Origin of the sequence: Novosphingobium sp. B1, assembly GCF_900176395.1 — a bacterium.
Classification (GTDB): domain Bacteria; phylum Pseudomonadota; class Alphaproteobacteria; order Sphingomonadales; family Sphingomonadaceae; genus Novosphingobium.
This window is the reverse complement of the sequence record NZ_FWXL01000003.1, coordinates 101,095-113,851: the sequence shown is the minus strand read 5'-3', so window position 1 is coordinate 113,851 and position 12,757 is coordinate 101,095. Positions and strand designations below refer to the sequence as shown.

Annotated in this window: 17 protein-coding genes and 1 tRNA gene; 17 read left to right on the top strand and 1 reads right to left on the bottom strand. The window is 62.8% G+C overall.

Going from position 1 to position 12,757, the window contains the following annotated elements; all coding sequences use genetic code 11:
• The first annotated feature begins 22 nt into the window (after positions 1-22).
• Both rpmE and B9A23_RS06350 read left to right on the top strand, forming a co-directional pair.
• On the top strand, positions 23-247 hold the full coding sequence (gene rpmE / locus B9A23_RS06355; RefSeq protein WP_084278040.1) for a 50S ribosomal protein L31: 225 nt from the start codon (positions 23-25) through the stop codon (positions 245-247).
• A 115-nt stretch (positions 248-362) separates the two neighbouring features.
• Entirely contained in the window at positions 363-803 is a 441-nt protein-coding gene (locus tag B9A23_RS06350) for a MarR family winged helix-turn-helix transcriptional regulator (protein WP_084278039.1), read from the top strand.
• Between the two features lie 10 nt (positions 804-813).
• Here the strand turns inward: B9A23_RS06350 and B9A23_RS06345 are convergent, their stop codons facing one another.
• Positions 814-1,449 carry a prolyl hydroxylase family protein gene (locus tag B9A23_RS06345; RefSeq protein WP_084278318.1) on the bottom strand — a complete coding sequence of 212 codons (636 nt, stop codon included), beginning with the start codon at positions 1,447-1,449 and terminating at the stop codon, positions 814-816.
• Positions 1,450-1,546: 97 nt separating this feature from the next.
• Between B9A23_RS06345 and B9A23_RS06340 the strand changes: the two genes are divergently transcribed.
• From B9A23_RS06340 to B9A23_RS06275, 15 genes are all read left to right on the top strand, one after another.
• On the top strand, positions 1,547-2,005 hold the full coding sequence (locus B9A23_RS06340; protein ID WP_176217901.1) for a GspH/FimT family protein: 459 nt from the start codon (positions 1,547-1,549) through the stop codon (positions 2,003-2,005).
• Positions 1,995-2,369 carry a type II secretion system minor pseudopilin GspI gene (gspI, locus tag B9A23_RS06335; RefSeq protein WP_084278038.1) on the top strand — a complete coding sequence of 125 codons (375 nt, stop codon included), beginning with the start codon at positions 1,995-1,997 and terminating at the stop codon, positions 2,367-2,369. Before B9A23_RS06340 ends, gspI begins: the two co-directional genes overlap by 11 nt.
• Positions 2,366-2,962, top strand: a complete 597-nt coding sequence (gene gspJ, locus B9A23_RS06330; protein WP_084278037.1) for a type II secretion system minor pseudopilin GspJ — start codon at positions 2,366-2,368, stop codon at positions 2,960-2,962. The genes gspI and gspJ overlap by 4 nt, the downstream gene beginning before the upstream one ends.
• A complete protein-coding gene (gene gspK, locus B9A23_RS06325; protein ID WP_084278036.1) occupies positions 2,959-3,945 on the top strand; it encodes a type II secretion system minor pseudopilin GspK in 987 nt (328 codons plus the stop codon). Before gspJ ends, gspK begins: the two co-directional genes overlap by 4 nt.
• 91 nt (positions 3,946-4,036) lie before the next feature.
• Positions 4,037-4,113, top strand: a tRNA-His gene (locus B9A23_RS06320).
• 152 nt (positions 4,114-4,265) lie between these two features.
• Positions 4,266-4,994 (top strand): heme ABC transporter permease CcmC, encoded by a 729-nt coding sequence (gene ccmC, locus B9A23_RS06315; protein ID WP_084278035.1) that lies wholly within the window; start codon positions 4,266-4,268, stop codon positions 4,992-4,994.
• A 6-nt stretch (positions 4,995-5,000) separates the two neighbouring features.
• Positions 5,001-5,141, top strand: a complete 141-nt coding sequence (locus B9A23_RS22720; protein ID WP_176217900.1) for a hypothetical protein — start codon at positions 5,001-5,003, stop codon at positions 5,139-5,141.
• Positions 5,138-5,605, top strand: coding sequence for a cytochrome c maturation protein CcmE (ccmE, locus tag B9A23_RS06310; protein ID WP_084278034.1), 468 nt, complete (start codon positions 5,138-5,140; stop codon positions 5,603-5,605). Before B9A23_RS22720 ends, ccmE begins: the two co-directional genes overlap by 4 nt.
• Positions 5,602-7,557: a heme lyase CcmF/NrfE family subunit gene (locus B9A23_RS06305; protein WP_084278033.1), complete on the top strand. Its 1,956-nt coding sequence runs from the start codon at positions 5,602-5,604 to the stop codon at positions 7,555-7,557. Before ccmE ends, B9A23_RS06305 begins: the two co-directional genes overlap by 4 nt.
• A complete protein-coding gene (locus tag B9A23_RS06300) occupies positions 7,554-8,102 on the top strand; it encodes a DsbE family thiol:disulfide interchange protein (protein WP_084278032.1) in 549 nt (182 codons plus the stop codon). The genes B9A23_RS06305 and B9A23_RS06300 overlap by 4 nt, the downstream gene beginning before the upstream one ends.
• 38 nt (positions 8,103-8,140) lie before the next feature.
• Positions 8,141-8,524: a cytochrome c-type biogenesis protein gene (locus B9A23_RS06295; RefSeq protein ID WP_084278316.1), complete on the top strand. Its 384-nt coding sequence runs from the start codon at positions 8,141-8,143 to the stop codon at positions 8,522-8,524.
• Entirely contained in the window at positions 8,521-9,219 is a 699-nt protein-coding gene (locus B9A23_RS06290) for a tetratricopeptide repeat protein (RefSeq protein ID WP_084278031.1), read from the top strand. Before B9A23_RS06295 ends, B9A23_RS06290 begins: the two co-directional genes overlap by 4 nt.
• A 166-nt stretch (positions 9,220-9,385) precedes the next feature.
• On the top strand, positions 9,386-11,314 hold the full coding sequence (locus B9A23_RS06285) for a potassium transporter Kup (protein ID WP_084278030.1): 1,929 nt from the start codon (positions 9,386-9,388) through the stop codon (positions 11,312-11,314).
• 111 nt (positions 11,315-11,425) lie between these two features.
• A complete protein-coding gene (locus B9A23_RS06280) occupies positions 11,426-12,379 on the top strand; it encodes a sensor histidine kinase (RefSeq protein ID WP_084278029.1) in 954 nt (317 codons plus the stop codon).
• On the top strand, positions 12,379-12,726 hold the full coding sequence (locus B9A23_RS06275) for a response regulator (RefSeq protein WP_084278028.1): 348 nt from the start codon (positions 12,379-12,381) through the stop codon (positions 12,724-12,726). Before B9A23_RS06280 ends, B9A23_RS06275 begins: the two co-directional genes overlap by 1 nt.
• Positions 12,727-12,757: the final 31 nt, after the last annotated feature.

Here is a 12,757-nt window from a genome sequence, read left to right as displayed (position 1 = left end):
GCTGCGCACCGGAGCAAAACCCATGAAGACTGGCGTTCACCCCGACTACCACATGATCAAGGTGCAGATGACTGACGGCACCGTTTTCGAGACCCGCTCCACCTGGGGCAAGGAAGGCGACACGCTCGCGCTCGAAATCGACCCGACCTCGCACCCGGCGTGGACCGGCGGCACGCGCCAGCTCGATCAGGGCGGCCGCGTTGCGCAGTTCAACAAGCGCTTCGGTGGTCTTTCGCTCAAGCGCTGATCGCTGGCGAATTGGACAGAACACGGGAAGGGCGGCTTCGGTCGCCCTTTTCTTTTGCGCGGCCGGTGCGCTTGGAGATATTGCTATCGGCGATAGCTGTCTTAAAGATCATGACATGACCCTGACCAATTCGCTCGAAAGCCGCCTAGGTTACCAGCTTCGCCGTGCATCGGCCGTCATGATGGCTGATCTCGGGCGCGAGCTTGCCGAGCTGGACCTGCGCCCGGCTGAAGTGACAACGCTGCTGGTCATTGCAGACAACCCGGACTGTTCGCAGACCGAGGTTGGTCAGGCCTTGGCGATCAAGCGGGCCAACATGGTGCCAATAATCTCGCGGCTGATGGATCGCGGGCTGGTAGATCGGCGGCGGCTGGACGGGCGCAGCCACGCGCTGACCCTGACCGACCAGGGGCGCAAGATTGCCGATGATGCGCTGGCACGGATCGATCGCCACGAAGCCCGCTTCGCAGAGTTGCTTGGGAGGCCCGATTCCGAGGTCCTCTTCCGCTGCCTGCCGGTGATCCGCGCCGCGCGGGATGTAGAACTAGACGCGTGAGGTTTCGGCCCTAGAGCCAAGGGCGCTCACGGTACCACTTCGTGATCACGTATTTGAGGCCCTTGCGCACTTTCATGGCGTGATGGAGCGTTGCAGGGTTGACCGAGCCGTCCAGACGGCGGTTGTTCCAGCACACCAGTTTGCCGCGTTCGGGCTGAATGATCTTGTCGATGACCTTGAAGCGGGTGGCACCGCCGGCTTCGACGTCGTTGAGATAAACCATAAACGTCCAACTGCGCTGGCCTGCGATGTTGCAATAGCGCTGGTAGTCCACTCCGTGCGGATCGAAGTAGTCGGTGTGGGCCTTGAACTCCTGACCCGGTTCATAGCGCTGGCCCTGAATTGGTTCGCCGAACTGCCGCTCTATCCCGGAGAGAACGGACAATCGCTCGTCGAGGTCGACGATGTCCGGTTCCTGCATTGGCAGGTCGCAGGTCTCACTGGTGCGGAAGTAGTTGTCGCCATTGGCGTCGGCGATCGTCGACGGGCGGCGGTCTCGCTCGATTCGGGCGATCAGGTTCGCGCATTCCTCAGGCCCGAGGAAGCCGCGCAACACGAACATCTCGATCCGGGGCGAGGGCACGCGCATCATGCCGGGTATGGCAAGAAGATGCGCTGCAGACGATTCGGACGAAATCGTGGTCATGGCGCGATCCCTAACGCTCGAGAGCATCGCAGCGCAACTTGCGGCATCGCGCCACTTGGTCGTAAAACCGTCACGTTCCTGCCGCATGCGAGAAGCCGTGCCTCATTCGACGTTCCAACCCCTGCCGCGCAACGGCTTCTCGCTTGTCGAGATGTTGGTTGTGCTGCTCGTGATGGGATTGCTGGCGACAGTGGCGGTGCTGACGATTCCCGGAGGGGAGCGCAAGCTGCGGTCCGAGGCGGAGCGTTTTGCCGCGCGAACCGTGGCAGCGCGTGATGAGGCCATCGTTGGCGCCCGCCCGATTGCGCTCGTTGTCAGCGAGGGCGGCTATTATTTCGAGCGGCGCAGCGACGGGCAGTGGCAGCCATTGCCCGGCAGGGGTTTCGATCTCACGCCCTGGAACGAGGGCACTAGTGCAAGCTCTGGGCGGCAGCGGGTGGTTTTCGATTCGCTCGGACTTGCCAGCAGCGACGCCTCGGTACGCCTGACCCGCGATAGCAGTGCGCTGATGATTCATGTGCGCCGCGACGGCAAGGTCACGCTCGATGCGGGTTGAGCGCAACGGCTTTACGCTGCTCGAACTGCTCGTGGCATTGGCGGTGTTCGCCATGGCTGCCTTGGCGCTGCTCCAGATGGAGGGGGCCAGCATTTCGCGCACCGCCGATCTGGACCAGCGCTTGCTGCGTGAAATCGTGGCGCAGAACATGGCGGCGGAAATTCTGACCGATCCGTCACCGCCGCCGCTCGGTACAGCAAGCGGGATGATCGAGAATGCCGGCCGCCGCTTTCAATGGACGCGAAATGTGGCGCTGCGCAGTGACTACGGCGTGCTCGGCATTTCGCTCTCGGTCCGCGAGACAACACCCTGCGCGCAGGCGCAGGCCTTTACGCTCGATTTTACAAGGCTCCCGGGCGCATGAGGGAAACGGTCAGCCGCAACGGCTTTACGCTTGTCGAGATGCTGGTCGCGCTGGCGCTATTTGCAGTGATCGCTGTTGGTGCACTGGGCTTGCTGCGTTTCTCGGTGGATGCCGAACTCGCCAGTCGCGCCAAGACGGACAGCATCGCCGCGCAACGCCGTTTCCTTTCGGTCTGGACGGCCGATCTGGCGCAGGCCGTGCCGCGACCGTCGCGCGACCAGGGAGGCCTCGCGCACCCTGCTTTCGAGGCTAATCGCGACGGTATCGCGCTGCGGTTCACCCGCAGTGGTTGGGACAATGTCGACGGCGCGCCACGTCCGGGCCTGCAAAAGGTGGAATATCGAGTCGCCGGCAACGCGCTTGTCAGGGCTGGCTATCCCTTTCCGGATGGTGCAGCCCCGGATCCAGGCGCCGAAGTCTTGCCCTTGTCCGGGCCACCGACATTCCGGTTCCGCACCCAAGACGGCACCTGGCGGAACGCGTGGGACCCGCAGTTGACGACTGAACTTCCTGTGGCGATCGAGTTGCTCGTGCCGCAAAAGGGCGTGCCGCCGTTGCGCATCGTGTCGCTGGTGGGGGTGAACTACCAGTGAACTTGCAGGATCCCCGCGAGCGCGGCGCCGCGTTGTTGTCGGTGCTGCTGCTGGTGGCAGTCATGGCGGTGATTGCCGCGGTGATGCTCGATCGTCTGAACCTCGCGGTCCGTCTTGCCGGCAACGGTCAGGCGATGACTCAGGCAAGGCTCTATGCGACCAGCGCCGAGACCTTGGCCATGGCGCGTATCAAGGCGCTCGTGGATACCTCGCAGGAGCGCACGGTCGATCGCACCGGCCTGCTCGGGCAGGACTTCCCCTTGCCCATGCCGCGCGGCCAGATCATCGCGCGGGTGGACGATGCGGGGAACTGCTTCAATGTAAACGCGCTGGTCGAGATGGATGCGCAAGGCACGCTGCGGCTGCGCGTGGTCGGGTTGAACCAGATGCGCGCGCTGATGAGGGGGCTCGCCATTCCGGATGCCGAAGCCGCCGTCATCAGCGATTCGATCGCGGACTGGATCGACAGCGACAACGCGCCCGCGCCGAATGGCGCCGAGGACGACACTTACCAGGGCCGACCCGTGCCCTATCGCACCGCCGGACGACTGATCGGTGATGTCAGCGAGATTCGCGCCGTGCGCGGCATGACGCCGCAATTCTATGAAAGGCTCAGGCCCTGGCTCTGCGCCTTGCCGGGAGCCGAACTTTCGCCGATCAACGTCAATACGTTGCGGCCCGATCAGGCGCTGCTGCTGACCATGACCGCGCCTGGTGCCATCCCGCTTGAGCGCGCGCGCGGCGCTCTGGCGGCACGGCCCCCGCTCGGCTGGGCAAGTGCCGACGATGCGTTGCGGGGGATAGGGGGCGAAGGTGCCGGAGGCGTGCCGCTCAACCAGTTGCAGGTGCGCAGCCGCTGGTTCCTCCTTACGCAAACCGTTACCGTCGATTCGGCCAGCGTCGAGGAGCAGGCGTTGATCGACGTCGGCGCCAACCCGCCACGCGTCGCCTTCAGGACCTGGGGCGACAAGTTCAGCCGCTAATTGACCAGGATAGCAAATTTCCGCTTCCCTTCGGCGCGCCTTTCTGCAAAGGGGCCTGCCCGCGAGAGAGCAATCTCGCGCTAGCAATGTGGCGACCGTAGCTCAGTTGGTTAGAGCGCCGGTTTGTGGTACCGGAGGTCGTGGGTTCGAACCCCATCGGTCGCCCCATGCTCCCCTGACATCCTTCATAATCAAGGCCCTGCCATCGCCTTTTGGTATGGCTTGCCGCCATTGCGCTTGCTCCACGGCGCGCCAAGTGGCAGAGCGATGGCAGACCGGCGGCGGGGGTCGCCGGGAGAAGGATCAGATTCCCCGCGCCCATGCACGGATTTGCCAATCCCGCCCGTTTCCTGCGCCTTGCCCGCTGGATGATGCCGCTGTTTCTTGTGAGCGGCCTGATCCTGTCGATGGGGGCGTTGCTCTATGGCGTCATCGTCGTTCCGCCCGATCGTCTGATGGGCGATACCGTGCGCATCCTGTTCATTCACGTGCCAGCGGCATGGCTTGGCATGGCCGGGTGGTCGACGATTGCGATCGCCAGCTTGGTCGAACTGGTCTGGCGTCATCCCCTTGCTGCCATTGCCGGTCGCGCCGCAGCTGTTCCAGGCGCCGCGTTTACCGCCATCTGTCTTGCCACAGGCTCGATCTGGGCGCGCCCGACCTGGGGGACGTGGTGGGTGTGGGACGGCCGCCTCACCAGCTTTCTCGTGCTGCTGTTCCTTTATCTCGGCTACATCGCGCTTTCAGGCGCGGCGCAGCGCGATATGGCAGGCGGCGGTGGCGGCAGCCGCATTACCGCGATCTTCGGCCTTGTCGGGGCGATCAACATCCCGATCATCAACCGTTCGGTCGTGTGGTGGAACAGCCTTCATCAGCCTCCGTCGATCACTGCAGGCAAGTCGGCGATCGACGGCACTTTCCTGTGGCCGTTGCTGATCGCAGCGCTGGGCTTCAGCCTGGTGTTCGGCGGCGTGGTCTTGGCGCGCATGCGCACTCTTCTGGCCGATATCCAGGCCGAGGCGCGACTGCGCCGAAAAGCGATGGCATAAGCAAGCATGCGCGAAGGTCTGGAACAGTGGGATTATGTGGCGGCAGCGCTCACGATCGGCGTTGTGGGCACGCTGTTGCTGGTCGGCTGGACGCTTGTGGCGATGGTTCGGGCCGAACGGCGCCGTGACAAGGTGAGAGGCAAGTGAGCAGCACTTCCAGCGGTGGCATCAAGCCCAAGCACCAGCGCCTTGTGCTGCTGGTCATCGCGCTTGTTGCGCTGATCGGCGCGGGCCTGCTTGCCGCCTACGCCCTGTCAAATCAGGCCAGCTATTTTTACGTGCCGAGCGATCTCGTGAAGGACCGGCCCGAGCAAGGCCGCGCCATCCGCCTTGGCGGCATGGTCGAAAAGGGCTCGCTCAAGACCCGCGCCGATGGCGTGACGATCGACTTCATCGTGGGTGACGGCAAGGCGCGCGTGCCTGTGCGTTATACCGGCATTACGCCCGACCTCTTCGTGGAGGGATCTGGCGTGGTTGCCGAAGGGCGCATGGAGGGCGAGACCTTCGTCGCCGATAATCTGCTGGCCAAGCATGATGAGAAATACGTGCCGCGCCAGATGGGAGACATGACCGCTGCGCAGGCCAAGGAAGTGGTGGCTGAAACGAAATGATCGCTGAAATCGGCCTCGCCGTCCTGTGGATGGCAGCGGCGCTTGCCGTGCTCCAGCTTTTCGCCGGCTTTTCGGCGTTGCGGCCTTCGGGCAAGGTGCTGGGCGGCGTGGTACGACCCTTGGCGGTGATGCAAGGCGCGCTGGTCGCCGTTTCGTTCTTCTGCCTTATCGACCTGTTTCTCGAAACGGACCTTTCCGTAAAGCTGGTGGCTGCCAACAGCCACTCGATGAAGCCGTTCATCTTCAAGCTGGCAGGTACCTGGGGCAACCACGAAGGCTCGATGCTGCTGTGGGTGACGATCATGGCCGTATCGGGCGGATTCGTCGCCTTGATCGAGAAACGCCTGCGCGAGGAGACGCTGCTGGCGACGCTCGCGGGGCAGGCTTTCGTCAGCCTCGGCTTCTATGCCTTCCTGCTGCTGTCCTCGAATCCGTTCGAACGCCTGCCCGAACCGGCACCGGAAGGGCAGGGCCTCAACCCGCTCTTGCAGGACGTCGGCCTCGCCTTCCACCCGCCGACGCTTTACGTCGGATACGTGGGCCTGTCGGTTGCCTTCAGCTTCGCCATCGGCGCGCTGATCACGCGCGATGTGGGGCCGGCCTTCGCCCGCGCCATGCGGCCGTGGGTACTTGGCGCCTGGATCTTCCTTACCATCGGTATCACGGCTGGATCATACTGGGCTTACTACACACTCGGCTGGGGCGGCTGGTGGTTCTGGGACCCGGTGGAAAATGCCTCGCTGATGCCATGGCTGGCGGCGACGGCTTTGCTGCATTCAGCCTCGGTCCTCGCAAGCCGCAACGCCTTGCGCGCCTGGACTGTGATGCTTGGCGTGATCGCTTTCTCGATGTCGATGGTCGGCACGTTCCTCGTGCGCTCCGGCATCTTGACTTCGGTTCACGCTTTCGCGGTCGATCCCGAGCGCGGCTCGTTCATTCTCGCATTGCTCGCCGTCTACATTGGCGGCGCGCTCGCCCTGTTCGGTATCCGCGCGTCCACCGTTACCGAAGGCGAGCGCTTCAGCCTGGTCAGCCGCGAGGCTAGCCTGGTCTTCAACAACGTGATGCTGTGCGGCATCCTCGGCATCGTGCTGCTTGGCACGCTCTATCCGCTGTTGACCGAGGCCTTCGGCGCCAAGGTTTCGGTCGGACCACCATATTTCAACCCGGTTTCGGCAATCTTCGCCATACCGATGATGCTCATGATGGGTGTCGGCCCCTTGCTGCGCTGGCGCAAGGACAAGCCTTCGCGGATCACCGCAACGGTAGCGGTGCCGGCGCTGCTCACTGCGCTTGCGCTGCTGGCCGTGGTTGTTCTTGCGCCGGGCATCCGTCTTTTGCCGCTGCTCGGCATTGCGGTCGGCATCGGTCTCGCCGTGGCAAGCTGGCTGCCGTTGCGCGGTCGCAACCTGCGCCGCACCCCGCTCAGCGTGTGGGGCATGGTGTTTGGCCACTTCGGCATCGGCGTTGCCCTTCTTGGTGCGGCAAGCGAAAGCGCCTTTTCGACCGAGCGCCTTGCCGCGATGAACGTGGGCGATACGCAAAGCGTCGGGCCGATCACGCTCAAGCTGATCAGCATCGAACCGGTGGCCGGACCGAACTGGACGGCATTGGAAGCCACCGTCACCGCATCCTACAACGGCGGCGCGCCGGTCACGCTCCACCCACAGGCGCGGACATTCTCGTCGCCACCGGGCGAACGCACCGAATCCGCGCTGCACACTCGCTGGAACGGGCAGCTCTATGCCGTGCTCGGCAACGAAGGTGAAGATGGGCGCTGGCAGATGCGCTTCTGGTGGAAGCCGTTCGTGCCGCTACTGTGGCTTGGCGGATTGCTGGTGGCCTTTGGAGGCTTGCTTGCGTTGCTTGGACGCGTGGCGCAGGATGTCAAGCGCCTGCGGGTGGGGGACAAGATCGCCTTCCGCAAGGCGCGGCAGGAGATGCTGAAGTGAGCGAGCCAGGCAAGAAGCGTTCGAGCCTCGCGATCTGGCTACCGCTTGCGCTGTTCGGCGCCTTCTTCGCGCTCGTAATCTGGGGGCTGGTGCGTCCTGCCGATCGCGAAGTGGCTAGCGCCTTCATTGGCAAGCCACTCCCGCAGTTCGATTTGCCTGCCGCAACGGCTGACCGTCCGGGCCTGGCAACCGCTCAGATGACGGGCAAGCCCCGCCTTCTCAACGTCTTTGCGAGCTGGTGCGTGCCGTGTGCCGTCGAGGCGCCGCAGCTTGCCGCCTTGCGCGACCAGGGCATCGAGATCGACGGTGTCGCCATTCGCGATCGGACCGAGGACCTGAACCGGTTCCTTGACAGCTACGGTAACCCCTTCGCGCGCATCGGAAAGGATGACCTGTCTGAGGTGCAGCTTGCCATCGGCTCGTCGGGCGTGCCAGAAACCTTCGTGATCGATGCCAAGGGCGTCATCCGCTACCAACACATTGGCGAGATCCGGCCAGAGGATGTTCCGCTGATCGTCGCAAAATTGAAGGAGGCGCAGTCGTGAAGCGCCTTGTTCTCATCGTCCTCGCGCTGTTCGCAGCCATGCCGCTGGCTGCGCAAGATCAGCTGCCGCCCGCGCCTTATGCCTACCGGCAGCTCGACGATCCTGCGCTTGAGGCCAAGGCGCAGGGGCTGATGGAAACACTCCGCTGCCTCAAGTGCCAAAGTCAGTCGATTGCCGATTCCGACGCGCCGATGGCTGGGGACATGCGTCATCAGGTTCGCACCCGTATCGCCGCTGGCGAACAGCCCGAGGCAATCCGCGCGTGGCTGATCGAACGTTATGGCGATTACGTCAGCTATGCGCCGCAAAACAAACCGATCATGTGGCCGCTTTTCGCCGCGCCGCTGGTGATCCTGCTGCTTGCAGCGCTTCTGCTGCGCGGCCGGTTCCGCAAGGGCAGCAAGTCGGAGGCTTCGGAATGACCTGGGTCGTGATCCTTGCCATTGCTGCGATCGTCTTCGGGCTCATGGCCTTTATGCTGAAGATGCCGCGTGCCGGATGGGAACTATCTGGAGCGGCGCTGCTGGTCGGAATCGCCGGTTACGCCCTGCAGGGTTCGCCCGGCATGCCCGGTGCGCCCAAGGCACCGGTAGAAAACAAGCGCGCGGCTGATGAAGCGCTCATCAAGCAGCGCCAGCAGATGGGCGACGGTTTTGCCAAGGGACAATCCTGGTTGATCCTCGCCGATGGCCTTGCCCGGCAAGGCCAGTATGGCGCAGCGGCAGAAGTCCTGCGCAAGGGTACCCAGCAGTTCCCCAAGGATGCCGACCTCTGGGTATCTCTCGGCAATGCTCTGGTTGGCCACAGCGATGGAATGATCACGCCCGCCGCGCAGTTCGCTTTCCAGAAGGCAGCGAACATCGATCCGGCACATCCCGGTCCGCCCTTCTTCATGGGCCTTGCGCTTGCGCAGACTGGTCGCCTCGCTGATGCCCGCGCCATGTGGGCTGAATTGCTGAAGCGTTCGCCCGCCGATGCGCCCTATCGCGCGGACCTTGCCGAACGAATCCAGCGGATTGATTCGATGCTGGCCATGCAAGGCGGCGCCGCCACTACTGGAGCGCCTGTCGAGGTTTCCGCGCAGCCAGTGGCCACCGCTTCGCAAGCTGCTGATTGAGTTGTGAAATTCTGGCGAGCGGAACGCGCTTTGCGATAGCGCGTTGCTCGAGAATGCACGCGTGTCTCACCCCATTGCAGGGGTCATGGGGCAGTGCTAAAGCGCCGCGCCGCTGCCCCGCTTCGGGTGCAGTGATCGAGGCTATGAGGCCAGGGACACCGGTGCGATGAGTGATGCGGTTAGCAATGCCGAGCCCGCCGGAGTGCCGACACATCCTGCGGGTCACGGCCATGGCGGGCACGCGCATGGTTCCCTGATGAAGCTCGCGGTCGGAGCGATCGGTGTCGTCTTCGGCGACATCGGGACTAGCCCGCTCTATGCGCTTCGAGACACGTTCGCAGGCCACCACCCGCTCCCGCTCGACCTATTGCACATCTACGGCATCATCAGCCTGATGTTCTGGTCGATGATGATCATCGTGACGTTCAAGTATGTCTCAGTGATCATGCGCGCAGACAACAAGGGCGAGGGCGGCAGCTTGGCCCTTCTGGCACTCATCAATCAGCACACGGATGGCAAGCGCTGGGGCAGGGGTATTATCCTGCTCGGCGTTTTCGCGACGGCGCTGTTCTACGGTGATTCAATGATCACGCCGGCTGTCTCGGTCATGGGCGCGATCGAGGGTGTTGCGGTTTATCGTCCGTCGATGCACCCGCTGATCGTGCCGCTGGTTGTAGGCATTCTGATCGGGCTGTTCTTCATTCAAAGCCGCGGCACCGAAAAAGTGGCGACCTTCTTTGGTCCGATCATGCTGCTGTATTTCGGGACCATCGCAGTGCTTGGCGCCCTCAGCATTGCCGAATTTCCGCAAGTCATTTCCGCGCTCAGCCCCCATCACGCCGTCACAATGTTCATGGCCGACCCATGGCGCGGCTTTCTGGCGATGGGCGCTGCCGTGCTGGCCGTGACCGGCGCCGAGGCTCTCTATGCTGACATGGGCCACTTCGGGCGCAGCCCGATCCGCATCTCGTGGCTGGCATTCGTCTTGCCGGCATTGGTGCTCAACTATCTCGGACAGGCTTCATTGCTCATCCGCAATCCAGCGGCGCTCGAGAGCCCATTCTATTTTCTGGCTCCCGAATGGTTCCAGTGGCCCTTGCTGATCATTGCCTCGTTTGCAGCGGTCATTGCGTCGCAGGCTGTGATCTCCGGTGCATTCTCCGTGACGCAGCAAGCTATCCAGCTCGGATTCATCCCGCGCATGACGATCAAGCACACTTCGACAGCAGCGGGCCAGATCTACATTCCGGTGATCAACTGGGCGCTGATGATCGCGGTAATCCTGCTTGTCCTGGTCTTCCAGCGTTCGTCCAACCTGACGGCAGCCTACGGCATTGCCGTGACCGGCGCGATGCTGATCGACAACTTCCTGCTCGCCGTGGTGCTGTTCAAGCTGTGGCAGTGGAAAGCCCCTGCCGCGATTGCGATGCTTGCGCTGTTCTTCCTGATCGACGGCGCCTACCTTGGCGCGAACCTGACCAAGATCCCCGACGGCGGTTGGGTACCTCTGGTCATGGGTGTCGCGATCTTCACGCTGCTCACCACATGGTCACGCGGGCGCGCCCTGATGCGCGCCAACATGGCAGAGGGCACAATTCCGCTGGAAGTTTTCACTAAGTCTGCCCATTCAAGCGCTGCGCGGGTTTCAGGCACGGCGATCTTCATGGCCTCGACCGCCGCTGGCGTGCCTTCGGCGCTGCTGCACAACATCAAGCACAACAAGGTGCTGCACGAGCGTGTAGTCATCCTTACCGTGTCGATCGAAGACGTGCCCTTCGTCGATCCGGAAGAACGCTACTCGGTCAAGGATTTCGGAAACGGGTTCTATCGCCTGACGCTGCGCTTCGGCTTCCTTGAGGAGACCGACGTTCCTGCTGCGCTCAAGGGGGTCAGCATGTGTGGCGAGCCGTTCAACATGATGAAGACCAGCTTCTTCCTGTCTCGGCAAACGCTCATTGCATCGGAGAAGCCCGGCATGGCGTTGTGGCGCGAGAAGCTGTTTGCCTGGATGCTGCGCAATGCCGCCAGCGCCATGGAGTTCTTCCGTTTGCCGACCAATCGCGTCGTGGAACTTGGCAGCCAGTTGAAGATCTGATTCTCCGGCTTTCGCCGCACTACGGTGCGCATGCCCATCCGAATAGCTACGTGCTTGGATTGACGGCGAAAAACGGTAGTCTCGCAGCATGTCTACAGAGGGGCGCATGTCATGGGCGATTCCGCGCTCCTGCGGGAAATTCTCGACGCACAGCTTGAGATGGTCTGCAGGTTCAAGCGCGACGGAACGATCCTGTTCGTAAACCGCGCTTATGCCAGTACCCTGGACAGGGAGCCGGTCGATCTGGCGGGCCGAAATCTATGGACGTTCGTTTCGGCAGACGACCGCTTGCATGTAGAAGAGATGCTGCAACGCCTGACCGCGGACGAACCCGAGCTCACTATCGAGAACCGGTTTGAAACGGCGAGCGGCACGCGCTGGATCTTGTGGCGAAACCATGCGCTGGCGTTTGACGAGCATGGCAAGTGGCAGGTGGCCCAATCGACCGGTATCGACATCACGGGACGCAAGGAACTTGAAGACCAGCTCGAGCTGCTCGTCGGCGAACTGAACCACCGCGTCAAGAATACGCTCATGGTGGTCCAGGCGATGGCGCATCAGACATTCAGAGGGACCAGCATCCCGCGCTCGCCCGTAGAGACCTTCAACCAGCGGCTGGCCGCCCTGTCTGGTGCGCACGATGCGCTCAGCCGCACCAATTGGAGCGGAGCAGACCTTGCAGAGATCATCAGGCAGGGTCTGTTGATTTGCGATCCTGACGACATGCGGGTGCACATGTCCGGTCCGCCGATCGTGATGCCCGCAAACGCCACCGTGTCGCTGGTTATGGTTCTGCACGAACTTGCGACGAATGCCATAAAATATGGCGCACTTTCCACGTTAACCGGAAAGCTGCTCATTGACTGGGCGTTGAAGGATGGGATGGTCGAGATTGTCTGGCGCGAAGTGGGTGGGCCGGAGGTTGTCCAGCCCTCGCGAAGGGGCTTTGGATCCAGACTGCTGACCGAAGCGGTGCCCCGGCAGCTTGGTGGCCGGGTGGATCTTGCGTTTGAAAAAAGCGGCTTGCTGTGCGTGATTGCAGTGCCGCCGGAAAGGAAGAGTTGATGACCGAGGGCAAGCGCATTCTGGTGGTGGAAGACGAGTTCATCGTCGCTGCCATGTTGTGCGACACGCTCGAGGACGAGGGTATGGTGCCACTTGGGCCAATTGGGCGCGTCGACGAGGGTTTGGCCTTCATCGCATCAGAAACGTTCGACGCTGCGGTGCTGGACTGGAACTTGTCAGGCGAATCGGGCGAGGCTCTGGCTCATGCACTGGCGGAAAAGGGTATCCCCTTCATCATCGCTACCGGATATGGCGCTGTAGATGCCCCATTTGCCGACCGTCCGATCCTGGGCAAGCCTTATGTCGCGCGCACGCTGATCGAGAAACTGTCAGGTCTCGTAAGCTGAAAAGTGAAAGGCCGGGGCAGAGCTATCCTCC